Below are 21,977 nucleotides of genomic sequence, written 5' to 3'. Positions count from 1 at the left end.
GCGCGGCGTCAGGCGCGGGAGGTGTGCGCTCATCGGCAGCGGGCGTGGTCGACGGCGTGGTCGACGGCGAGGCGGTGGTGGGGTCGTGGGGGCTCGTCGGGTTGGCAGGGGACGCCGAGGTGGCCGGGTTGGCGGGGGAAGGGCCGGCGCTCTGGGGGGCGGTGCGCATGGAGCGGGCCGTGTGGCCGCCGAGGGAGTCGCCGGTGGATTCGGCGTTATGCGAGTGGGCGAGGTGGTGGAGGGCGAACGCGGCGTCCATGCCGGGGCGCAAGCCCATGAGGTCTTCGGCCTGGTTGACGGCTTTTTTGGTCAGGGCGAGGCCGAAGCGCGGCATTTCGGCGATCTGCTCGGCCAGAGCCAAGGCCGAGGACTGCAGATCGGCGCGGGGGACGATGCGGTTGATCATGCCCCACGTCAGTGCTTGCTCGGCGGAGAAACGGGCTCCGGTGAAGAGGATTTCCTTGGCGACGCGCGGGCCGAGGACCCAGGGGTGCGCGAAGTACTCCACGCCGGGGATGCCCATGCGGACGACGGGATCGGCGAAAAACGCGTCTTCGGCGGCGAGGATGAGGTCGCAGGTCCAGGCGAGCATGAGGGCGCCCGCGATGCAAGCACCTTGCACGGCGGCAATGGTCGGCTTGGGCAGGTCACGCCAGCGGCGGCACATGCCGAGGTAGACCTCCGACTCGCGCGCGAAACGGCGGTCGGCGCCGGACGCGTCGACGTGGTCCCACCAGGTGACGGCGCGGCGGTCGAAGGAGGTGTCGGCGTCGCGGCCGGGGGAGCCGATGTCGTGGCCCGCGGAGAAGTGGTCGCCGGCGCCGGTGAGGACGATGACCTTGACGTCGTTGTCCTCGACGGCGCGGGTGAAGGCGTCGTCGAGGGCGTAGGTCATCGCGGAGTTCTGGGCGTTGCGGTACTCCGGCCGGTTCATCGTGACGATCGCCACCGGGCCACGTCGTTCGTAGGTGACCTCAGCCATGAGTGTCCTCCCGCAGCAGTCGTTTCAGCACCTTGCCCGCCGGGCTGCGCGGCAGCTCCGCCACGAGCTCCACGGACCGCGGCAGCTTGAAGTTCGCCAGGTTTTCCTTGCAGTGAGCCAGAATTTCGTCAGCAGACGGACGACTACCCGGGCGTGGCACCACGAACGCCCGGCCCACCTCGCCGAGACGCGCGTCGGGCACACCGATGACGGCCGACTCGGCGACGTCAGGGTGTTCGGCCAGCACTTGCTCCACCTCGGCGGGGTAGACGTTGAAGCCGCCGCACACGTACACGTCCTTGAGCCGGTCGGTGATCTTCAAATGGCCGTCGGGGGAAAGGCGGCCGACGTCGCCGGTGTGCAGCCAGCCGTCGGCGTCGATCGCGGCGGCGGTGGCGCCGGGGTCGTCGAGGTAACCGAGCATGACGTTCGGGCCGCGCAACAGGACTTCGTCATCAGTGCCGAGCCGCACCTCGAACCCCGCGGTGGCACGTCCGGCGTACTGGGCCACGACGTCCGGCGGATCCGAAGGCCGGCTCATCGTCGCGACGACGGCTTCGGTCAGGCCATACGCGGTGAGCACGGTTTCGAAGCCCAGCTCCGCTTCCATCTGCGACACCAAGGAAACGGGCACGGTGGCCGCGCCCGTCACGGCCAAGCGGAGGCTCGAGAGGTCCCAGCGCGACCGGTCGGGCGCGTCGAGCAGCATCCGGTAGACGGTCGGGGCGCCGGGCAGCACGGTGATGCGCTCGTCTTGGATGAGCCGCAGTGTCGCGGAAACGTCGAACACACGCTGGGGAACGATGGTCGCGCCCGTCAGGACGCAGGCGAGGATGCCGGCTTTGTAGCCGAAGCTGTGGAAGAACGGGTTCACGACGAGATACCGGTCCCGAGTGGACAGCTCGGAGCACTCCGCCCACGCGGCCGCCACACCGAGCGCCTGGCGGTGGGCGCTCATCGCACCCTTGCTGCGGCCCGTGGTGCCCGAGGTGAAGAGGATGTCGCTGACGTCATCCGGACGCACCAGACCCGGATCCGGACCGGGACTCCGGATTGAACCGGTTGCCCTGGGCTCGGAACGATCGCCCGAGGTAGAAGGCGGATCGGGAGCCCGCGCAGGGGCTGCGAGTTCGGCGGCGCGGAGGGTCGAACCGGCAGCCCGAGCGGGCGTTGCCGCCGAAGCGACGGGTAGCGCGGAGTCACCACAACCGTCCACATCGGACCATTCCGTCACGCCGGCGACGGCAGGTTCGGCCACCTCCTCCACCGGAACCCGCACCACCAACGGAGGCAACGCGGTCAGCCCCGACAGCCGGGAAGTGCCCAGGAACCGGCCACAGATCACCAGGCCCGAGGCGTGTGACCGGGTGAGCACGTCGTGGATTTCCCGGGCCGTGAAGCGGGTGCTGATGGGGACGAGGGTGGCACCCGCGTAGAGGATGCCGAGGCCGGCGACGACCCAGTGCCACGTGTTGGGGGAGCACACGGCGATCCGGGAGCCCGGGCCGAGGCCGCGGGTGTGCACGAAGGCAGCGAACGAGCGGACCCGGGCGTGCAGTTCGGGCCACGTGAGGCGGACGGGGCCGTCGGCGACGGCGAGGCCGGGGTGGTGGGCGGCGGCGTCCAGGGCGGCGGGGACGGTCGCGGGCACCGACGGCAGTGTCATCGCGAGACCTCCCTAGCAAGTGCTTGGTAGGGTAACCTACGGACGAAGCCGAGGCCAGAGAGGAGAGCGCGGTGGACGAGTTCCGGACGCGGATCCGCACGTGGCTGGCCGACAACCTCGACCCGGCGCTCAAGGGGCTGGGCGGTCCGGGACGTGAGCACGAAGCGTTCGACGAGCGGCGGGCCTGGGAGAAGGAACTGGGCGCCGCCGGGTGGAATGGCGTGGGGTGGCCGCGGGAGCACGGCGGGCGGGGGGCGACGATCGCGCAGCAGGTGGCGTTCCACGAGGAGTACGCGCGGGCGGATGCGCCCGCGCGGGTGAGTCACTTGGGACAAGAGCTGCTCGGACCGGCGCTGATCGAGTACGGCAGCGCCGAACAGCAACGGCGCTTCCTGCCGAAGATCCTCAGCGTCGAAGAGCTGTGGTGCCAGGGCTTCTCCGAACCCGGCGCGGGCTCCGACCTCGCGGCGGTCCGGACCAAGGCGCGCCTGGACGGCGACGAGTGGGTGATCACCGGCCAGAAGGTGTGGACGTCGCTCGCGCACGTCGCCGAGTGGTGTTTCGCGCTCGTGCGCACCGAACCCCAGTCCGAAAGGCACCGGGGGTTGTCGTTCCTGCTGATCCCGATGCGCCAGGACGGCGTGGAGGTCCGCCCGATCCGGCAGCTGACCGGCACCGCCGAGTTCAACGAGGTCTTCTTCACCGAGGCGCACACCGCGCGGGACCTCGTCGTCGGGGAGCCGGGGGACGGGTGGCGCGTCGCGATGGGGTTGCTCGGTTTCGAGCGCGGGGTCGCGACGCTCGGGCAGCAGGTGGGCTTCCGCCGGGAGCTCGAGGAGCTCACGGAGCTGGCCGAAACGTCCGGCGCCGCAAGGGATCCGCACGTCGCGGAGGCCATCGCGCGGGCGTGGGTCGGGCTCGAGGTGATGCACGCGCACGCCGTTCGCACGCTCGACGCACCGGGGCCCGGCGCCGCGTCGGTGGCGAAGCTCGTCTGGGCCGGGTGGCACCGGCAGCTGGGCGAGCTGGCGATGCTCGTCCGCGGCGCCGCCGGGCTCGTCGCGCCCGGTGACCTCGACCGCTGGCAACGCCTGTTCCTCTTTTCGCGCGCCGACACGATCTACGGCGGCTCCGACGAGATCCAGCGCACCGTGATCGCCGAGCGCGTGCTCGGCCTGCCCTGGGAGGCCCGCCCGTGATCACCGTTCCGAAGTACCCCGGAGGAAAAGACCTCCTCGAGGACAAGGTCGTCGTCGTCACCGCGGCGGCCGGCACGGGCATCGGCTCGGCCGCCGCGAAGCGGTGCCTCGAAGAGGGCGCGCGCGTGCTGATCAGCGACCGCCACGAGCGCCGGCTCGCCGAAACGGCGGAGGAACTCGGCGTCCCCGGCGTGCCCTGCGACGTCACGCGCGAGGAAGACGTGCAGCACCTCATCGACACCGCCGTCGAGCACTACGGACGCCTGGACGTCCTGGTCAACAACGCCGGCCTCGGCGGCACCTGCTCCCTGCTCGACATGACCGACGACGAGTGGTCGCGCGTGCTCGACGTGACGCTCACCGGCACCTTCCGCGCCACCCGCGCCGCGTTGCGCCGGTTCGCCGAGCAGAACACCGGTGGTGCCATCGTGAACAACGCGAGCGTGCTCGGCTGGCGCGCACAGGAAGGCCAGGCGCACTACGCCGCCGCCAAAGCGGGCGTGATGGCGCTGACCCGCTGCGCCGCCGTCGACGCCGCGCCGTACGACGTGCGCGTGAACGCCGTGGCCCCCACGCTCGCGATGCACGCGAACCTCGCGAAGGTGACCACCGACGAGCTGCTCGCGGAGCTGACCGCGCGCGAGGTCTCGGGGAGGGCGGCGCAACCGTGGGAGGTGGCGAATGTGATGGTGTTCCTGGCCAGTGAGTACAGCTCGTACCTCACCGGTGAGGTGGTGTCCGTCAGTGCCCAGCACGCGTGAGGTGGAACGAGTGAAGAACGCCCCCGGATCCCGGCGCGCCGAGCTGCTCGGGCTCGCCGCGAAGCTGTTCGCCGAGCGCGGGTACGTGTCCACGACGGTCCGCGACATCGCCGACGCCGCCGGCATCCTGTCCGGCAGTCTGTACCACCACTTCGACTCGAAGGAGTCGATGGCCGACGAGATCCTGGCCGGCTTCCTCGACGAGCTCTTCGGCGCGTACGCGGAGATCGTCGCGCGGGGCGACGGGCCGCGGGAGACGCTGGAAGCCGTGGTCGTGGCGTCGTTCGACTCGATCCACCGCCGGCCCGCCGAGGTCGCGATCTACCAGAACGAAGCCCAGCACCTCATGCAGCTGCCGCGCTTCGCCTACCTCAACGACTGCAACGCCGAGTTCCGCAAGCTGTGGAACGGCATCCTCACCGACGGTGTCGAGGCCGGCGTCTTCCGGCCCGATCTCGACGTGGAGCTGGTCTACCGCTTCATCCGCGACACGGTGTGGGTTGCCGTCCGCTGGTACAACCCCGAAGGCGCGCTGAGCGCCCACGACGTCGCCGAGCAGTACCTCGGCATCCTGCTCGAGGGCATCGCGACGAAGAAGCGGGGCCGCCGTGGCTGAGGCCTACGTGCTCGACGCCGTCCGCACGCCCGTCGGCCGCCGCGGTGGCGCGCTCGCCGGCGTGCACCCGGCCGACCTCGGCGCTCACGTGATCCGCGAGATCGTGACCCGCACCGGCGTCGACCCGGCGCTGGTCGACGACGTGCTGTTCGGCTGCGTCGACACCCTCGGCCCGCAGGCCGGCAACCTCGCCCGCACCGCGTGGCTCGCGGCCGGGTTCCCGGACCACGTGCCGGGGGTGACCGTCGACCGCCAGTGCGGTTCGAGCCAGCAGGCCGTGCACTTCGCCGCGCAGGCGGTGCTCAGCGGCACGGCCGATCTGGTGCTCGCGGGCGGCGTGCAGAACATGTCGGCCGTGCCCATCGGTTCGGCGATGCTGGCCGGACGCGAACTCGGGTTCCCCGACCCGTTCTCGGGTTCGAAGGGCTGGCAAGAGCGCTACGGCGGGGAGGAGGTCTCGCAGTTCCGCAGCGCCGACCTCATCGCGCGCCACTGGGACCTCTCGCGCGAAGCCATGGAGGAGTTCGCCCTGCGCAGTCACCAGCGCGCGGCTGCCGCCATCGACGAAGGGCGCTTCGCCGCCGAGATCACGCCGTACGGTGACTTCACGACGGACGAAGGTCCCCGCCGCGACACCAGCCTCGCGAAGATGGCCGCGCTCAAGCCGCTCAGCGAAGGCTCGCGGATCACGGCCGCCGTCTCCAGCCAGCTCTCCGACGGCGCGAGCGCGACGCTGCTGGCTTCGGAATCCTTCGTCCGCGACCACCACCTCAAGCCCCGTGCGCGGATCCACCACCTGTCGGTCCGCGCGGCCGACCCGGTCTGGATGCTCACCGGCCCCATCCCGGCCACCGCGCACGCGCTGCGCAAGACCGGTCTGACCATCCGTGACATCGACCTGTTCGAGGTCAACGAAGCCTTCGCGAGCGTCGTGCTCGCCTGGCTCGACGAAACCGGGGCCGATCCCGGGTGCGTGAACGTCAACGGCGGCGCCCTCGCGCTCGGCCACCCGATCGGCGCGTCGGGCACGAAGCTGTTCGCCACGCTCCTGCACGAGCTGGAGCGCCGCGACGGCCGCTACGGCCTGCAGACGATGTGCGAAGGCGGCGGCACCGCCAACGTCACGATCATCGAACGCGCGTAGCGGGGGCCGGCCACCACACCGTCCAGCCGCAGGAACGGTGTGGTGACCGGCGGAAGGGGGCGGCTGCCGCGCGCGGCCACCCCCGGCTCTCACCGCCGCGACTCCGCCGCGGCGTCGAGCTCGTCCGCGAACTGCGCGTAGAACTCCCCGGTGTCGAACCGCTCGTCCGTGGCGAACTCCTCGTCCGGCTCGAACCGCTCCGCGAACCGCTCGTTGAAGAACCGGTCGTCGTAGTACCGGTCGTCGTCGGTTTCCGGCCACACCTCGGCCGGCTGGGGCGCGTGGTCCGGCACCGGCAGCCGCCGCTCGAGTTCGGCGGTCCAGTCCAGCATCGCGCGCGGCCGGTCCCACGCGGTGATGCCGACGAGCTGCCCGCCGCGGATGAACCCGGTGATGCCCTTGTCGAGCGACACCGTGTCCTCGCCGAGCGCCGGCAGGCCGGCCATCTGGAGCCGCACGTCGTAGAGCGTCGACCACGCGCGCGGCAGCGGCGTGAACGGCGTGGCGGCGGACCGGCCCGCCATCAGGTTCTCCGCGGCCGTGCGCGCCGACTCCACGGCGTTGATCCAGTGCTCGACGCGCCGCGGGACGTCGTCGAAGCGCAGGTTGGGCCAGCGCGCGAGATCACCCGCGACCACCACGTCGTTCGCGTGCTCGGCGAACAGCGTGGGCTCGCACAGCACGCCGTCCTCGACGTCGAGGCCGGAGCCGCGCAGGTAGTCGACGGCCGGCACGCTGCCGATCGCCAGCACGACGCAGCTCGCCACGAGCAGCTTGTTGTTCGTCAGGTGCAGGCCGATAGCTTCCTTCGTGCTGATCCAGTGCCGCACTTCGGACTTCATCGCCAGCTTGGTGCGGTGCTCCTTGTGCTGGTGCGCCACGGAGTCGGAGATCCGCGTGCCGAAGCGGTGCAGCGGCGCTTCCGCGTGCCCGACGAGCGTGACGTCGCGGCCGAGGTGGCGCATGCTCGCGGCGAACTCGTTGCCGATGAGCCCGGCGCCGATCACCACGGCCGGTTTGGCGCTCGCCTGCAGGCACCGGCGCACGGACAGCGCGTCGTCGACCGTGCGCAGCACCCGCACGCGGGGGTCGTGGCGCGGCGAGCCCGGCAGGTGCCGCGGCACGACTCCGGTGGCGAGCACGAGCCCGTCGTACCAGAGAGCTTCGCCGCCCGGCAGGTGCACGACCCGTTCGACGGTGTCGAGGTGCGTCGCCCGCGTGCCGAGCCGCCAGTGCAAGTCGAGATCCTCGCCGTACGTGCGCAGCGTGGTGTCGTTCGGCCGCGCCGCGCCCATCACGAGCTGCTTCGAGACCATCGGCCGGTGGTACGGGCGGCGGGCCTCGTCGCCCACCACCACGATCTCGCCGTCGAAGCCCAGCTCGCGCAGCCGTTCCGCGGCGCGCAGGCCGGCGACTCCGGCTCCGACGATGACGATCCGGTCGCCGTCAGCCATCGAGTTCCCCTCTCAAGACGATCGCCTGCATGGGGCACACCCGTGCCGCCGCGATCGCCTGTGTCGTGTCGGCGGCCCCGAGCAGGCGCTTGCGGAAGCGCAAGCGCCCGTCCTGGCCGAGGTCGAAGAGGTCGGGTGCCTCCATCGCGCAGATTCCGTAGAGCTCGCACCGGTCGTTGTCGACGCTCACGCGCGGGCCGCTGCCGGGGAGTTTCACGCCACCTGCTCCTCGACGAGCCCGATCCGCTCGAGCGTCCGCGGCGGCAGGAACCGCAGCAGCGTCAGCGTGACCGGGGGGACGAGCAGGGTGATGCCGACCAGCCACAGCGTCGCGAGGTGCCCGTTGGCGATCGCGCCGAAGAACGCGTGCAGCGCGGTCAGCGCGACGGCCGGGTAGGCCAGCCGGTGCAACCACAGCCAGCGGCGGTACGACGTCCAGCGCTGGACGCCGGCCGTGATCGCGATGGCGAGCATGAGCTCCAGGCCGACGATGCCGAACGTGTGGCGCGCGAGCGTGCCCGGCATGAACGGGATCGAGATGTACGCGAAGGAGAACGGGTTCACCGTCAGGTACAGGAAGCCCAGCGCGTGCAGGCAGCCGAACGCGAGCGTCAGCGTGGCGAGCACGAGGTGGCCGCTGCGCAGGGCCCGGCGGCCGGTGACCGTGCGGACCCAGCCCGTGGCGGTGAGGACGCCCCAGCAGAGCGAGAGGCACATGAACGCGTACGACAGCCGCGCAGAGAGCGCCGCGATACCGCGGGCGGCCGGGTCCGTGGACTGCTGCGCGAGTGTGGTCACCGCCTCGTGGACGGTGTCAACCATGGTTTTCTCCTGAGTTCGGACGGAGCCGGCCGCCACGCAGGCGGCCCGATTTCACGTAGCGGACGCCGAGCAGCGTCGCCCCGCCGACCAGCAGGAACAGCAGCGCGGCGGTGAGGACGTCGCTCGTCCGGAGGTCGAGGGCGGCGCCGGCGGGCGCCGCGGAGGAGGACACGGCGGACTGCGGCAGGGCCGTGAAGTCGACGAACCCGGTGCTTTCCAGCAGCGTCATGTGCCGCAGCACCGCCTGGTTCGCGACGGTCGCGTAGGCGCGGATCTCCGGGTTCCGCGTGCCGGCGCGGACCTGCGCGATGATCGAGAACACCTGGCCGTGCGCGGCGCGCAGCCGGTTGGCGAAGATCCGGTCGAAGTCCTGCGGCGTGGGCGCGTTCTGCAGTTCGGCGAGCCAGCCCATCTGCTCGGCCGAGGGCTCGCTCGGCAGCGCGACGTTCAGCTTCGCGGCGAGCTGGCGGGTCGCGACGTCGAGGCGGCCGTGGTCGACCATGATCGCGGCGCCGACCGCGCGGACCTGCGGGCTCGCGCCGCGGGTCTCGGCCCACGTGCCGGCCGGCATCTCCCAGAGCCCGGCCTGGCGCACCTTCACGAGCAGCAGCTGGTCACCGGCGTCGACGCCGATCTGGGCGGACGCGGTGCCCTGCGGCTGCAGCAGCACTGCGGCGGTGAGCACGACGAACAGCGTGCGGACGAGGCGGCGCAATCGGTTCCGGGGGCGACGGGACGGCTCAGAGGCGGAAGGCATCGGCCCGCCAGGAATCGGTCGTGGTCTCGATCTTGCGGCCCTCGGGCGTCAGGGGGAACCACGCGCGGTTCGCGCCCTGCCCGGCGGTCTGGCCCGGCATCTCGTCGCCGGTGTAGCGGTAGAGCGGCCAGCCGGCGAGGGTGACCTGGTCCGTACCGTCGGGGCGCGTGACGCTGCCCACGAGCGCGCGGTCGATCCCGGTGAGCTTCACGTCACTGCTGGCGCGCACAGGCAGCCACTGCTGCGTGCACTCTTCGTCGCACCGGGACCGGGACGGCTTCGCGGAGTCGCGGTCGTACCGGTAGACGGTGAAACCGCTCCCGTCCACGACGACCGGTCCGAGGTCGAAGGCGCGCGCGGCGCGCAGCTCGGCCTTCGCGGGGTCGGTCTGATCGGCCGGCATCTGCATCGGCATGCTCATCGCGCCCGGGGACGACGCGCTCGAATAGCCGCTGGAAACGGTTCCGGACTGACATGCGGTCAACACTGTGAATGCGGCGAGGCACACGGCGGACGTCGCCGCCGTGGCGATCAAGCGGTTCACGGCTTCCTCCAGGGGGCGGAACTGCGCGCGGCCGTGCGGAACGGCCGGGAAAAGGGCGCAGTTGATCCACTGTGGACAGTAAGCCCATGGTGAATGCGGCGCGTCGCGGGGGAACGACGCTTTGTCGGGGTCTTCGACAGGGGATACGGTCCCGGGTTCCACCCGGTTCAAAAAACTTTCGTGACCAAAGCCCCTGAGGTTGGTACTGGACGAAATGGCGTCGTTGCCACAAAGATGTGCGGCGTGGGACGGCACAATCGCACGCTGAGCCCGATGGACGATCATGAAACCGAAACCCCCGGTCCTCATGACGACCTGGCCAAAGCGTTGTACCAAGAGTTCGGCGGAGCCTTGATGGGCTTCGCGCTGCGCCTGACCGGGCACGACCGGCAGTGGGCGGAGGACGTGGTGCAGGAGACGTTGATCAAGGCCTGGCGCAACGCGGACAAGCTCGACCGCCGGCCGGCGATGCTGCGCGCGTGGCTGTTCACCGTCGCGCGGCGCACGGTGATCGACGGCTGGCGCAGCCGCAGCGTCCGTCCGCAGGAGCTCGAAGAGATCGAGTCCGACGCCGTGTTCGTGCCCGACGAGTCCGACAAGACACTGGCCGCCATGATCATCTACGAGGCGCTGCAAGGGCTTTCACCCGAGCAGCGGGAGGCCGTGCAGCAGACCTACCTCGCCGACCGGACCGTCAACGAGGTCGCGGCCACGCTGGGCGTGCCGCCCGGCACCGTCAAATCGCGAATCCACCACGCCGTCCGCGCCTTGCGGAAGGCGCTGCGCGAGCGGGGTTGACCGACGTGGCCGGGTCCGCCCACACCGACCTCGCCGCGTACGTGCTCGGCGTGCTCGACGAAGCCGACAACACGCGGTTCGAGCAGCACCTGCTGGACTGCCCGCACTGCCAGCTCGACCTGGTGGAGCTGTACCAGCTGCCCGACGTGCTCGACCTCGTGAAGCAGAACTGGCCCGACCCGCCGGTACCGGTCACGCCGGGACGCACGCTCGCGCCCGGCCCGCGCGTGCTGCGGGCGTTGATGGCCGAGGCGACGGTGAAGCGCAAGCGGCGCCGCCGCGCCGGGCTGCTCGCCGCGGCCGCCGCCGCGGCGCTCGTGGTGGCGGGCCCGCTCGTGACGCTCGCCGTGCGGCCCGCCGACGCGGCCGGTCCCAGCGTGAGTCTCGTCGCGCCGACCTCGTTGCCGCCGGCGCCGCCGTCGGCGCCGGACGGTGGGCCCTCGGCGGGGCGGGGCGCGCCGGCGCCCACCGCCCACGTGAAGGTGACACCCGAGGAGTGGGGCAGCGCCGTCGAACTCGAGCTGAGCGGCGTCGCGGGGCCCATGAGCTGCCAGCTGCTGGCCATCTCGTCGGACGGCGACATCCGGACGGTCACGGGCTGGTCCGTGCCCGCGAAGGGCTACGGGATCCCGGGCTCGCCGGCTCCGCTGCGCGTGACCGGCGGGACTTCGCTGCCCGCCGACCGGATCACGAGGTTCGAGGTCCGCGCGGACGACGGATCGCTGCTCGCGGTCGTCGACCGGTAATCCGGGTTTTCTTCTCGGTGCACGGGAAATGTGCCGTCCTTTGTGGACCATTCGCGCCCGGCCACCGATCACGTGCCGATAACGCGGCGATTTCTTTTTGAACCACTTGGGTTCCGCGTCCGTATTCCCCAGTGCCGGCACCTCCCCACCCCCGTATCCGAGGTGCCGCGTCTCTGGACTTCAGGGAGTTCACCAGCATGAGCAGGAACCAGCCCCGACATCGGCTCTCGAAGCGCACGACGGTCGTCACCGGCGCGCTCGGCCTGGCGCTCGCCGTCGGCGCGCTGGCCGTCAACGCGACGTCCGGCGACCCCGACCGAGCCGGCGCCGACCCGGCCGACAAGTCGTTCTTCCTGGACATCAACAAGGTGCCCAAGGGCGCGAACGTCAGCCGGGCGGCGAACCGTGGTTCGCGCGGCACGTTCACCGTCGACTGTGGACGCAACGAGAACGGCCACTTCAACCCCGACAACTTCATCGCGCAGCCGGGTGTCCGCAACGGCGCGCAGCACCTGCACGACTACGTCGGCAACTTGTCCACGAACGCCGACTCGACCAACCGCAGCCTCGCCCAAGCGGGCACGACCTGCAAGAACGGCGACAAGTCGACGTACTTCTGGCCGGTCGTGCGCATCGACAAGGACGACGAAGCCGCCGAGCCGGCCGAGGGCGAGAACGTGGCCGACGACCGCGCCGCCGCGGCGAAGGACGCGGCGCAGCCCGCGGTCGACTGCCCCGACGTCGTGAGCGAGCTGCCCGACGTGCCCGACGACGCGATGGACGCGGTGAACGGCGAGCTCGACGACATGGACCAGCAGGTCGACGACGCCGACAAGCAGGTCTCCGCCGGGCAGGACCGGGCGGGCGTGCTGAAGTCGCTGCGCGACAAGCGGTCCGCGTCGCTGAAGAAGATCTCCGACGCGATGGCCGCGAAGGGCGCGAAACCGGGTGACACCGGCGCGTTGTCGACGTGCGCCGTGGAGGACGAGGACAGCGACGGCCTCGACAACGGCGGCGCCAACAGCGACCCGGCGCAGGGCGAGAGCGCCGCGGAGCAGCAGCAGAAGCAGGCCAACGGCTCGGCCGCCGAGCTGCCCGGTGTCAACGAGAACAACGAGGTCGCCGGCAACGACGGCGAGATCCAGCGCGTGGAGTCCGCGACGCTGACGTTCGGCAGCGGCGGGGCGCGCAAGGTCGTCCCGATGCCGCGGTTCCTGCGCGTGCTCTACGGCGACGCCAAGGAAGGCGCGAACGGTCCCGCGAACGCCCGGGCGAGCTGGACGTGCACCGGGTTCGAGGACCGGCTGACCGACCACTACCCGATCTGCCCGGTCGGCAGCAAGGTCGAACGCATCCACGCGTTCCCCAACTGCTGGGACGGCGAGAACATCGACAGCGCCAACCACCGCACCCACATCGTCTTCGCCGATGCCAACGGCAACTGCAAGCGCGGCTTCAAAGCCGTGCCGCAGCTGAAGATCACCCTGGTCTACAACATCCCGCACGACGTGCAGGTCAAGGGCCAGTACAAGGTGGACTCGTTCCCCGAGGAGAAGCACAACCCCCGCTCCGACCACGACGACTTCGCCAACGTCATGACGCAGTCCCAGATGAACCGCGTGGTCTCCTGCATCAACACCGGCAAGCGCTGCCAGGAATGATCCCGTGTGCCGGCGGCTCGGTGCGGTGTCTCGCTCGGACACCGCGGGGACCCGGGCCGCCCCCACGCCGCCCGCTCACCGGGAACCCGTGGCACCGGTCGAGGCCCGCCCGCCGGGATCCGGTCAGCACACTCGAGGAGGTTCGATGAGGATTTCCCCGCCCCGCACGGCGTTCCCGGCCCGACGCGGCCGGCGCCGGGTGGGCACCCGGGTCCTTCGGTTCGCCGGAGCGGCCCACCGCTCCGGCCCGAGGAACCCACGGCGCCGCCCGGCCGTAGTCCGGATCGCGCGGTGCTTCGGTACCCGGATCACTTTCACAGCGGTCACTTCGAAACCACCGCCGGGCGTGGCGCACTTCGCCTAGGCGACACCGAGTCCCCCCGCACGACGACTGTCCACACCAGAATCCCGGCTGCCGGCACCGGCAGCCGTCCAACTCCGGTCCGGCGAGTTCCCTCCCAACCACCCACCCCCCACTCGCCGGGCCGGGTCCACGACCGGCCCGGCGCGCGCTTCCCTCCCACACCCCCCCCGCACGCGCCGGGCCGGTCACGGTGGGCCGGGCACCGGCGCCCAGAAGTCGAGGGGGACGTGGCCGGCGGCGGAGCCCTCGTCGTCGAGCAGGTGGCCCATCAGTTTCAGGCCACGCAGCGTCACGGCGCGGTCGACGATCTCGAGCCACGGCAGCTTGGCCGCCAGTGAGCTCTCCAGTGGCACCGTGTCGTGCTGGGAACCCAGCCACACCACGAGCATCAGGTTCGCCGCACCGCTGATGGCGGCGCACATGCGGACCTCCGGCAGCATCGCCAGCGACCGCGCGGTCGTCTCGAGTTTGTCCGGCGGGACGCGCAGCCACAGCATCGCCGTCACGGGCGCGGGTGACAGCGGCCGCGCGATCTCGCACCGCAGCCGCACCGCGCCGCGGGCCACCAGCGCGTCGAGGCGGCGGCGGACGGTGCTCGCGCCCACGCCCAGCTCCACCGCCAGCGACGCGGCGGACGCCCGCCCGTCCTCACCGAGCGCCAGGATCAGCGCGCGGTCCAGTTCGCCGAAACGCAGAGCCCCGGACGTCCGCGACGCCGGTGAGACCAGCGCCTCCCGCTCGCCCGGCGAGATCGCCCGCACGCGCCACCGGCTGCCTTCGGTGAACAGCCGCGGCGACACCACCGTGCGCGTGCCCACCACGCCGGGCAGCGCCGAGAGCCGGTGGAGCACGTAGTCCGCGATGTCCCGCAGCGACCGCGCCACCAAGTGGATGTGCAGGTCGCAGTGGCCGGCGACGTACTCGATCGTCGCCACGTGCGGGTCCGCCGCCAGCGTCCGCGCCACCTTCACCGCCGCGCCGGACGCGCAGTCGATCTCCACGAACGCCAGCGCCAGCTGCGCCACGAGTTCGCCTCCGGGGTAGGCGGTGAGCCACGCCTGCCCGCGCGACACGAGCGTTTCCCAGCGCCGGGCGGCCGTGACGGCGCCGATGCCCAGCGCTTGGCCCAACACCGACCACGAGGCGCGCGGCCGGGTCTGCAGCGCGTCGACGAGTTTGAGGTCGCTCTCGCTCAACATGGCCGATCCTTCGCTCCGGCAGCGTCGATCTGGCGGATTCCTGCGATCTGACCGGCAGGAGCGTTCGACACTCGCATCATCGTCGGGCCAGCATATGTCGATGTTCCAGCGAAGGAGACCCATGTCCTTGCGCTCCGACGCCGCAGCGCTCCGCCCCGACCTGGTCGCGTTGCGCCGCGCCCTCCACCGCACCCCCGAAATCGGCCTCGACCTGCCACGCACGCAGGAGAAGGTGCTGCAGGCCCTCGACGGCCTCGGCCTCGAGCTCACGCTCGGCCGGGACTTGTCCTCCGTCACCGCCGTGCTGCGCGGCGGGGGCGGACCCGGCGGCACCGTGCTGCTGCGCGGCGACATGGACGCCCTGCCGGTCACCGAAGCGTCCGGCGAGGAGTTCTCGTCCGAGATCGACGGCGCGATGCACGCCTGTGGCCACGACCTGCACACGGCCGGACTCGTCGGCGCCGCCCAGCTGCTCGTCTCCCGCCGCGACCGCCTGGCCGGCGACGTCGTCTTCATGTTCCAGCCCGGCGAAGAGGGCTGCGACGGCGCGAGTTACATGATCGACGAGGGCGTGCTCACAGCGGCCGGGCGCCAGGTCGACGCCGCCTACGGGCTGCACGTCTCGTCTTCGCGCCACGCGCGCGGCGTGTTCACCTGCCGGCCCGGGCCGCTGATGGCGGCGTCCGACGCGGTGAAGGTGCGTGTCGTCGGTGCTGGTGGCCACGGTTCGGCGCCCGAGCTGTCCCGCGACCCGATCCCGGCCGCGTGCGAGATGGTCACCGCGCTCCAGACGCGCATGACCCGCGGCTTCGGCGCGTTCGAACCGGTCGTGCTCACCGTCGGCAGTTTCCACGCCGGCACGCGCCGCAACGTGATCCCGGACGACGCCGTGTTCGAGGCGACCGTCCGCTCGTTCGACCCGGAGGTCCGCGAACGCATCCGCACGCAGGTCGTCCGCGCGTGCGAGGGCATCGCCGCCGCGCACGGCGTCGACGTCGACATCACCTACGACGCCGAGTACCCCGTGACCGTGAACCACGAGTCCGGCCACGAGTTCATCGCCGACACCGTCCGCGACGTGTTCGGCGAAGAGCGGTTCGCTCTGCTGCCGCAGCCGATGACGGGCTCCGAGGACTTCTCGCGGGTGCTCGCGAAGGTGCCCGGCGCGTTCGTGTTCCTCGGCGCGTCGCGCTCGGACGACCCGGCCACCGCGCCCAACAACCACTCGCCGCGCGCCGCGTTCGACGACTCCGTGCTCGCCGACGGCTCCACCCTGCTCGCCGAGCTGGCGTGCCGACAGCTCGCGGTCCTGGCAGCGTGATCACATGCGCAGCTACCACCTCCCGCCGATCATCCCCGTGATCGCGCTGGTCCTCATGCCGTTCCTGCCGTTCGTCAACTCCACCGGGCTGTGGCTCGGCCTGCCGAAGATGCTGGTGTGGGGCGCGTTCTGGTGCCTCATGTTCACCCCCGCCCTCCTGCTGAGCGAACGCATGATGGCGCGCGTCGGAGCGGGGGACGACGAATGATCCTCACCTTCACGCTCGTCGGCATCGTCCTCATCGGTGTGCTCGGGTTCGTCGGCCGCCGCAAGCCCGCGGCCGACCTGAGCGAGTGGACCGTCGGCGGCCGCAAGTTCGGCGCGCTGACGATGTGGTTCCTCCAGGCCGGCGAGGTGTTCACCACCTTCACCTTCCTGGGCATGGCCGGGCTCGCGTTCTCCGGCGGCGTCGCGGCGATGTACGCGCTGCCGTACGTGCCCATCGCCTACGTGGTCCTGTTCTTCCTGGCCAAACGCCTGTGGCGGATGGGCAAGGAGCGCGGTTACCTCACGCAGGGCGATTTCCTCGAAGACCGCTTCTCCAGCAAGTTCCTCGGCACGCTCTCGGCCGTGCTCGGCGTGATCTTCGTGCTGCCCTACCTGCAGCTGCAGATCACCGGCCTGGGCCTGATCGTCCGCCTCGTCACGGGCGACACGGCGTCGGGCAACCTGAGCATGGTCGTGGGCAGCCTGCTGATCGTCGCGTTCGTGCTGTGGGCCGGGCTGCGCGGAGTGGCCGCGACGTCGTACTTCAAGGACGCGATCATGCTCATCGTCCTCGTGGTGCTGATCATCGCGGTGCCCGCACACTTCGCCGGCGGCGTGTCCGGGGTGTTCCGCAAGATCGAGCAGCTGCACCCGGAGAAGCTGTTCATCCACGCCGGCACCAATGACCACACGTGGTTCATCACCAGCATGCTCGTGAGCGCGATCGGCGTCGGCCTGATGACGCTGCCGCACTCGTGGCCCGCGCTGATGGCCGCCCGCGACCCGAAGGTGCTGCGGCGCAACTACACGTGGATGCCGATCTACGAGCTGTGCCTGCTGCTCCCGGTGATCATCGGGTTCGCGGCGATCCTCGTGGTGCGCAAGGGCAGCGATCCCAACGGCGTCCTGCTGACGCTGAGCAAGGACGCGCTGCCGGGCTGGGTCACCGGCCTCGTGGTCGTCGCGGCGACGGCCACCGCGATGGTGCCCGCGGCGGGCATCCTCATCGGCATCTCGTCGCTCGTGGCCCGCAACATCGCGCGGGTGCGCGGGGAGCGCAAGCAGTTCTGGATCAACCACGGCACGGTCGTGCTCGCGAGCGCGCTGGCGCTGGTGCTCGGCATCTTCCGGCCCGACTTGCTCGCGAACCTGCTGCTGCTCACCTACTCCGGCTCGGTGCAGCTCGCGCCGGCCAACCTGCTGGGCTTCCTCAAGAGGGTGCCCGTGGGCAAGGGCCCGGTGCTGGCCGGGCTCATCGCCGGGGAGATCGTGGTGGTCTGGCTGACCTTCTTCGACACGAAGTTCGCCGGCACCGTGAACGTCGGCCTCATCGGGCTCGCGGCCAACGTCGTGGTGCTCGCCGTGGCGACGCTGGTCGAACGGGCCGTGACGCGGCCCGGAGTTCCCGTGAAGACAGGAGAACCGGTATGACCCGCACGGTGTTCACCGGCGGCAAGGTGTTCGACGGCACCGGCAGCGAACCCGCCGAAGCCGACGTGGTGATCGAAGACGGGGTGATCGTCGAGGTCGGCACCGGCCTCGACGGCGACCGCGCCGTCGACTGCGCGGGCGCGACCCTGCTGCCCGGGCTGTTCGACTGCCACGTGCACGTGACCGTCTCGGACCTCGGACTGCTGCCCCGTGTGCAGAAGCCGTTCTCGTACCAGTTCTACGAGGCGGCGCGGAACCTGTGGACCACGCTCAAGCTCGGCATCACGACCGTGCGCGACGCCGCCGGCGCCGATCTCGGCATCAAGCAGGCGGTGGACGACGGGCTCATCCCGGGGCCACGGCTGCAGATCGCCATCGGCCTGATCAGCCCCACCGGCGGGCACGGTGACGGCTGGATGCCTTCGGGCCACTGCGTTCCGCTGTCGCTGCCCCACCCCGGCCGGCCCGACGCGCGGGCCGACGGACCCGACGAGATGCGCCGCGTCGCGCGGACGCTGCTGCGCGCGGGCGCCGACGTGCTCAAGGTCTGCACCACCGGCGGTGTGCTCTCGCCGCGCGACGACCCGCGGCACTCGCAGTTCACGCTGGAGGAGCTCGACGTGCTCGTCACGGAGGCGCAGATGCAGGGGCGCGCGGTGATGGCCCACGCGCAGGGCGCCGAGGGCATCAAGAACGCCGTGCGCGCCGGCATCCGCTCCATCGAGCACGGCATCTACCTCGACGACGAAGCCATCGAGCTGATGCTGGCGCGCGGCACCTGGCTCGTGCCGACGCTCGTGGCTCCGGTGAACGTGATCCGCGCGGCGGCGGCGGGTGCGTCGCTGCCGGATGCCGTGGTGCAGAAGGCCAAGGAGGTCGCCGAGGTGCACGCCGACTCCGTCCGCCGGGCCGTGGCGGCGGGGGTGCGGGTCGCCATGGGCACGGACAGCGGGGTCGGTCCACACGGGACGAACCTGGAGGAGCTGGAGCTCATGCACTCGTGCGGCATGAGCCCCGCCGACGTGCTGGCGGCGACGACGTCGTCGGCCGCGCGGCTGCTCGGGCTCGACGGCGAACTGGGCCGGCTCGCGCCCGGCTACCGCGCCGACGTCGTGGTGGTCGCCGGGGACGCGTACGACTTCGGCGGGCTGGCCGGCAACGTGCGGGAGGTGTGGCAGGACGGGGTGCGCGCGGTCTGACCGCTAGAACGCACCGAGCCCGACCGGCACGCCGAGGCCGGTCGGGCCGTCCCACCCGGGTCCCGCCGTGCACAGCACGGGCTTGAACTGCGCGCAGTCCGCGGCGCCGTGCTGCGCGTTGGAGCCGCCGGACACGTCGGCGATGGTGCCGTTCGGGGCTCGGTACAACGTGTTGGGACCGTCCACACCGGACAGTCGGCCGCCGCGGGCGTAGAGGCCCGCGATGAACGGCGACGCCGCGCTCGTGCCGCCGGCGACGAGCCAGCCCGATTTGCCGCCGTTCGGGGCGTAGGAACGGTAGATGGCGACACCCGTGAGCGGGTCGGCGACGGCGGAGACGTCGGATCCGGCGCGGTGGCCCGAGCAGTTGCCGGCGATCGCAGCGGGCTGGCCCTGCGCCGGCCCGAGGTCGAGCGCGCAGCCGCTGCCGGCGCCGACCCAGCGCTGCTGTTCGCCGTGCGGGGTGAACAGGCTGCCCCACGCCTTCTGGACGAACGATCCGCTGCTGCCGCTCAGCGACGTCCCGCCGACCGACGTCACCCACGGCAGCTCCTGCGGCCACAGCTGCGAGCCGCCGAGGAAACCCTTGTCCCCGGACGCGGCGACGACGGCCATGCCGGGGTGGTGCAGCGCCTGCGCCGGGGCGCCGGTGCCGAGGTAGCTGCCCTGCACGCCGGTGGGCACGCCGTAGCTCATGCTGACCGCGCTGGAGTGCAGGCTCGCCGCGTAGCTCACCGCGGTGCCGAAGTCGTCGGCGAGTTCACCGGGCTGTTGCAGCAGCACGGCGTTGAGCAGGCGCGAGACGTCCATCGGGATCTGGACCATGGCGATGCGGCACTTCGGGCACGCGGCCGACGCGAGGTCGACGTCGAGCGCCGTCTCGGTGGCGTAGGCCTCTTCGATCTGCGCCAACGCCTTCTGCGGCTTGAGCGGTGGGCCGCCGTGGTAATCGGTGATCTTGAGGCAGCCGCCGGCGGTGGTGCACGGCGGGAGGCCGAACTGGCTGCGGTAGGTCTGGAGGTCGCTCTCCAACGTGGGGTACGCGCCGACGCCGACGATCGTGACCAGGCCGCTCGCGCCGGAGTTCGGGCCGGGGAGGTGGAAGGCGCTCGCGAGCTCCTGCGGCGAGAACCCGGCCGGGGCGGGCGTGGTGAGGGGATCGTGCGCGGAGGTGTCCTGGGTGACCAGGTTCGTAAGGCAGCCGAGGTCGACCTGGTGTCCCTGCAGGACACCGGTGCACGCGTCGGCCACGCTGTGGTCCTGCCCGAGCGTCCCGGCGCGCACTGCCTGCGCCACCCGGGCGGTCTCGGGGCCCGGCGGTTCGGCCCCCGCGGGCACAGCGAGCGGGACGACGAGGACGACGGCCAGCGCGAGCGCCCGACCCAGCTTCATGCGTTACTCCGTTCGGCGGCGGCTTGACCTCAGGCCTACACCGCCGCGCCCGCCGTGGCAGGCTCGTCCACTCGGGCGAGTGAACGGTGCTTCGGCGCCTTGCGACGGTGTCGGGTGCCTTCGCGGCGAGTTCGGGATCCGGGGGAGAGCCGAGCGCGGCGGGTGCTTGGGCTGTGAATGGGTCGTGGCGGGGTGGTCCGCTCGGTCGGGTGGCGTTCTTCGCCTCCGATCGCTGCTGGTCTGGTGGGGATCCGCGAACGGTGCTCCGGAGGTGACTCACGGCTCCGCGAAGTCTGGGAATGCCCATAGGGGAGACGCGGAAATCGTCCAGGAGTGCGAGTCGGGTGGTGCGGTGTTTGGTGCAGCCGTGTCCACGGTTTTCGGTGACGTGGCTGGGGATCTCGTGCCAGGGCAGGGTGTCGGGCAGCCGGTGGGGGCGGTGCTGGTTTTCTTTGAAGATGAACACGTAGGCGCCGCGGGTGTGTACTCCGTCGATGCCGCGGATCGGCCACTTTGGAGAGGTACTGCCGCAGGTCGGCGACCCACCCCCGGTCGCCGTCAACGTCAGGCAACCGGGGTCATGGGACTTCGGCAATCACATGATCGCCGGAGGCCGTGCCCACCCCACGACCAGTCCCAAGACTTTGCCGGAACCCTGCCCCGGGAGGGCGGGGGTTTGTCTTCCGGCGCGGACTGCACGCAACCGCTCTGGTCAGGTCGGGAGCGCTCTGGTCTCGTCGGCACCGCGAGGAACGAGTCCTGCCCGAAGGGGGTTCAGACCTGCGCCGAGTCCCACCAGTCGAGGACGCGGGTGGCGTGGAAGGTGAGCCACTTCGACGGTTGCCCGGCCGGGGCGTCGATCTCGAACCACACCTGGCCGGGGTGGCGGCGGGCCTGCAGCCACGTGCCGTCGGGTCGGCGGGCGGCGCGGATGAGGCCGATGGCGTCCGCCATGCGGGGGTCGGGGGCGGAGCCGTCGAGGAGGGCGGCGGTGCGGAAGTAGTCCGCGGCGTTGAGGACGTCGTAGAACCAGCGGAACGGGTAGCTGAACCGCGAAACCCACGGCGCCACCGGTTCGCCGGTCGACAGGCGCCGGAAGAGGCCGCGGCGCAGCAGGTACTCCTCGCCGGAGCGGCGGGCGGCCAGGACGTCGGCCCCGGGGCAGGCGAGCAGGCCCTTCAGGGCGTTGAGGGTCGAGTGGACCGACGATCGTGTCGAGCCCTCGACCCACTCGCAGTTCCAGCCGCCGTCGGGCAGGCGGTGCTCGGCGAACCACGTGGCGATGCCGGCGACGTCCGCGCCCAGCCACAGGCCGTTGGACAGGGTCCAGGAGTTGATGCAGCAGTCGACCTCGCCGCCCCAGTACGGGAGGTCGTCGTACTCCCAGCGGCTGTTGGCTTCGAGCAGTTCGGCCGTGCCGCGCAGCACGGACGCGTCGACCCCCCAGTCGCGCAGCGCGTTGAGCGACCACGTGGTCGCGGTCCACGGCTGGCCGTCTTCGGGCGAACCTTGGAACCCGGCGGGGAAGAACGTGCCGCCCGCCCACTGGCCGTCCGGGTCCTGCAGCGCGAGCAGCCGCGCGCCGAAGCCTTCGGTGGCGACGCGGGCGCGCGTCGCTTCCCACACCTCCGGAGGTTCGCCGGCCAAGTCGCGTTCGACTTGCCAGCGCAGGGCCGGATCGCTGTCGAGCAACCACGCCAGGAGCTCAGCCATG

At 71.5% G+C, this 21,977-nt stretch carries 20 protein-coding genes and 1 pseudogene; 11 read left to right on the top strand and 10 right to left on the bottom strand.

Translation table 11 applies throughout. From position 1 onward, the window contains the following. Positions 1 to 145 precede the first annotated feature (145 nt). Positions 146 to 982: pseudogene (locus ACIA77_RS33830) on the bottom strand (enoyl-CoA hydratase); the annotation flags it as partial. Further along, positions 975 to 2,648, bottom strand: a complete 1,674-nt coding sequence (locus tag ACIA77_RS33825) for an AMP-binding protein (RefSeq protein ID WP_395890114.1) — start codon at positions 2,646 to 2,648, stop codon at positions 975 to 977. The gene ACIA77_RS33825 and the pseudogene ACIA77_RS33830, both read right to left, overlap by 8 nt. Before the next feature lie 71 nt (positions 2,649 to 2,719). On the opposite strand from ACIA77_RS33825, the gene ACIA77_RS33820 reads away from it, so the two are divergent. Genes ACIA77_RS33820 through ACIA77_RS33805 form a run of 4 tightly spaced genes read left to right on the top strand, consistent with a single transcriptional unit; the run spans position 2,720 to position 6,368 of the window. Next, a complete protein-coding gene (locus tag ACIA77_RS33820) occupies positions 2,720 to 3,847 on the top strand; it encodes an acyl-CoA dehydrogenase family protein (protein ID WP_395890113.1) in 1,128 nt (375 codons plus the stop codon). Next, positions 3,844 to 4,608 carry an SDR family oxidoreductase gene (locus ACIA77_RS33815; protein ID WP_395890112.1) on the top strand — a complete coding sequence of 255 codons (765 nt, stop codon included), beginning with the start codon at positions 3,844 to 3,846 and terminating at the stop codon, positions 4,606 to 4,608. Before ACIA77_RS33820 ends, ACIA77_RS33815 begins: the two co-directional genes overlap by 4 nt. Before the next feature lie 10 nt (positions 4,609 to 4,618). Further along, entirely contained in the window at positions 4,619 to 5,224 is a 606-nt protein-coding gene (locus ACIA77_RS33810; protein WP_395890111.1) for a TetR/AcrR family transcriptional regulator, read from the top strand. Next, complete coding sequence (locus tag ACIA77_RS33805) at positions 5,217 to 6,368, top strand: acetyl-CoA C-acetyltransferase (protein WP_395890110.1); 1,152 nt, start codon at positions 5,217 to 5,219, stop codon at positions 6,366 to 6,368. The genes ACIA77_RS33810 and ACIA77_RS33805 overlap by 8 nt, the downstream gene beginning before the upstream one ends. An 89-nt stretch (positions 6,369 to 6,457) precedes the next feature. Here ACIA77_RS33805 and ACIA77_RS33800 read toward each other — a convergent pair whose 3' ends face one another. The 5 genes from ACIA77_RS33800 to ACIA77_RS33780 are packed head-to-tail and all read right to left on the bottom strand — an operon-like array spanning position 6,458 to position 10,230. After that, positions 6,458 to 7,822 carry an NAD(P)/FAD-dependent oxidoreductase gene (locus tag ACIA77_RS33800; protein WP_395890109.1) on the bottom strand — a complete coding sequence of 455 codons (1,365 nt, stop codon included), beginning with the start codon at positions 7,820 to 7,822 and terminating at the stop codon, positions 6,458 to 6,460. Then, on the bottom strand, positions 7,815 to 8,039 hold the full coding sequence (locus ACIA77_RS33795; RefSeq protein ID WP_395890108.1) for a ferredoxin: 225 nt from the start codon (positions 8,037 to 8,039) through the stop codon (positions 7,815 to 7,817). Before ACIA77_RS33795 ends, ACIA77_RS33800 begins: the two co-directional genes overlap by 8 nt. After that, a complete protein-coding gene (locus ACIA77_RS33790; protein WP_395890107.1) occupies positions 8,036 to 8,644 on the bottom strand; it encodes a ferric reductase-like transmembrane domain-containing protein in 609 nt (202 codons plus the stop codon). The genes ACIA77_RS33795 and ACIA77_RS33790 overlap by 4 nt, the downstream gene beginning before the upstream one ends. Continuing rightward, complete coding sequence (locus ACIA77_RS33785; RefSeq protein WP_395890106.1) at positions 8,637 to 9,329, bottom strand: DUF4142 domain-containing protein; 693 nt, start codon at positions 9,327 to 9,329, stop codon at positions 8,637 to 8,639. The genes ACIA77_RS33790 and ACIA77_RS33785 overlap by 8 nt, the downstream gene beginning before the upstream one ends. 55 nt (positions 9,330 to 9,384) lie before the next feature. Continuing rightward, positions 9,385 to 10,230 (bottom strand): hypothetical protein, encoded by an 846-nt coding sequence (locus tag ACIA77_RS33780; protein WP_395890105.1) that lies wholly within the window; start codon positions 10,228 to 10,230, stop codon positions 9,385 to 9,387. Here ACIA77_RS33780 and ACIA77_RS33775 point away from each other — a divergent pair. From ACIA77_RS33775 to ACIA77_RS33765, 3 genes are all read left to right on the top strand, one after another. Continuing rightward, a complete protein-coding gene (locus tag ACIA77_RS33775) occupies positions 10,189 to 10,743 on the top strand; it encodes a sigma-70 family RNA polymerase sigma factor (protein WP_395890104.1) in 555 nt (184 codons plus the stop codon). The genes ACIA77_RS33780 and ACIA77_RS33775 overlap by 42 nt on opposite strands. 5 nt (positions 10,744 to 10,748) lie before the next feature. Beyond that, positions 10,749 to 11,489 (top strand): zf-HC2 domain-containing protein, encoded by a 741-nt coding sequence (locus ACIA77_RS33770; protein WP_395890103.1) that lies wholly within the window; start codon positions 10,749 to 10,751, stop codon positions 11,487 to 11,489. A 197-nt stretch (positions 11,490 to 11,686) separates the two neighbouring features. Next, positions 11,687 to 13,150: a DUF1996 domain-containing protein gene (locus ACIA77_RS33765; RefSeq protein WP_395890102.1), complete on the top strand. Its 1,464-nt coding sequence runs from the start codon at positions 11,687 to 11,689 to the stop codon at positions 13,148 to 13,150. A 549-nt stretch (positions 13,151 to 13,699) separates the two neighbouring features. Here the strand turns inward: ACIA77_RS33765 and ACIA77_RS33760 are convergent. Beyond that, complete coding sequence (locus tag ACIA77_RS33760) at positions 13,700 to 14,713, bottom strand: Lrp/AsnC family transcriptional regulator (protein ID WP_395890101.1); 1,014 nt, start codon at positions 14,711 to 14,713, stop codon at positions 13,700 to 13,702. A gap of 121 nt (positions 14,714 to 14,834) precedes the next feature. Here ACIA77_RS33760 and ACIA77_RS33755 point away from each other — a divergent pair, with 121 nt between their 5' ends. The 4 genes from ACIA77_RS33755 to ACIA77_RS33740 are packed head-to-tail and all read left to right on the top strand — an operon-like array spanning position 14,835 to position 18,871. Continuing rightward, a complete protein-coding gene (locus ACIA77_RS33755; protein WP_395890100.1) occupies positions 14,835 to 16,034 on the top strand; it encodes a M20 family metallopeptidase in 1,200 nt (399 codons plus the stop codon). Positions 16,035 to 16,038: 4 nt separating this feature from the next. Next, complete coding sequence (locus ACIA77_RS33750) at positions 16,039 to 16,242, top strand: hypothetical protein (protein WP_395890099.1); 204 nt, start codon at positions 16,039 to 16,041, stop codon at positions 16,240 to 16,242. Continuing rightward, entirely contained in the window at positions 16,239 to 17,672 is a 1,434-nt protein-coding gene (locus tag ACIA77_RS33745) for a sodium:solute symporter (protein WP_395890098.1), read from the top strand. Before ACIA77_RS33750 ends, ACIA77_RS33745 begins: the two co-directional genes overlap by 4 nt. Further along, positions 17,669 to 18,871, top strand: a complete 1,203-nt coding sequence (locus ACIA77_RS33740; protein WP_395890097.1) for an amidohydrolase family protein — start codon at positions 17,669 to 17,671, stop codon at positions 18,869 to 18,871. Before ACIA77_RS33745 ends, ACIA77_RS33740 begins: the two co-directional genes overlap by 4 nt. A gap of 3 nt (positions 18,872 to 18,874) precedes the next feature. On the opposite strand, the gene ACIA77_RS33735 is transcribed toward ACIA77_RS33740, so the two are convergent. Further along, positions 18,875 to 20,263: a hypothetical protein gene (locus tag ACIA77_RS33735; protein WP_395890096.1), complete on the bottom strand. Its 1,389-nt coding sequence runs from the start codon at positions 20,261 to 20,263 to the stop codon at positions 18,875 to 18,877. Positions 20,264 to 21,037: 774 nt separating this feature from the next. Next, entirely contained in the window at positions 21,038 to 21,976 is a 939-nt protein-coding gene (locus ACIA77_RS33730) for a squalene cyclase (RefSeq protein ID WP_395890095.1), read from the bottom strand. Between the last annotated feature and the right edge of the window lies 1 nt (position 21,977).

Origin of the sequence: Amycolatopsis sp. NPDC051903, from assembly GCF_044452505.1 — a bacterium.
Taxonomy (GTDB): Bacteria; Actinomycetota; Actinomycetes; order Mycobacteriales; family Pseudonocardiaceae; genus Amycolatopsis.
Note: the sequence above shows the minus strand (reverse complement) of the source record. Positions and strands in the feature narration are given on the sequence as shown.

What these genes read in the sequence shown, in the direction of transcription:
- ACIA77_RS33825 (WP_395890114.1), bottom strand. Translation starts at nt 2,648, where the DNA reads ATGACACTGCCGTCGGTGCCCGCGACCGTCCCCGCCGCCCTGGACGCC.
- ACIA77_RS33800 (WP_395890109.1), bottom strand. Translation starts at nt 7,822, where the DNA reads ATGGCTGACGGCGACCGGATCGTCATCGTCGGAGCCGGAGTCGCCGGC.
- ACIA77_RS33790 (WP_395890107.1), bottom strand. Translation starts at nt 8,644, where the DNA reads ATGGTTGACACCGTCCACGAGGCGGTGACCACACTCGCGCAGCAGTCC.
- ACIA77_RS33780 (WP_395890105.1), bottom strand. Translation starts at nt 10,230, where the DNA reads ATGATCGTCCATCGGGCTCAGCGTGCGATTGTGCCGTCCCACGCCGCA.
- ACIA77_RS33765 (WP_395890102.1), top strand. Translation starts at nt 11,687, where the DNA reads ATGAGCAGGAACCAGCCCCGACATCGGCTCTCGAAGCGCACGACGGTC.
- ACIA77_RS33760 (WP_395890101.1), bottom strand. Translation starts at nt 14,713, where the DNA reads ATGTTGAGCGAGAGCGACCTCAAACTCGTCGACGCGCTGCAGACCCGG.
- ACIA77_RS33755 (WP_395890100.1), top strand. Translation starts at nt 14,835, where the DNA reads ATGTCCTTGCGCTCCGACGCCGCAGCGCTCCGCCCCGACCTGGTCGCG.
- ACIA77_RS33750 (WP_395890099.1), top strand. Translation starts at nt 16,039, where the DNA reads ATGCGCAGCTACCACCTCCCGCCGATCATCCCCGTGATCGCGCTGGTC.
- ACIA77_RS33745 (WP_395890098.1), top strand. Translation starts at nt 16,239, where the DNA reads ATGATCCTCACCTTCACGCTCGTCGGCATCGTCCTCATCGGTGTGCTC.
- ACIA77_RS33740 (WP_395890097.1), top strand. Translation starts at nt 17,669, where the DNA reads ATGACCCGCACGGTGTTCACCGGCGGCAAGGTGTTCGACGGCACCGGC.
- ACIA77_RS33735 (WP_395890096.1), bottom strand. Translation starts at nt 20,263, where the DNA reads ATGAAGCTGGGTCGGGCGCTCGCGCTGGCCGTCGTCCTCGTCGTCCCG.
- ACIA77_RS33730 (WP_395890095.1), bottom strand. Translation starts at nt 21,976, where the DNA reads ATGGCTGAGCTCCTGGCGTGGTTGCTCGACAGCGATCCGGCCCTGCGC.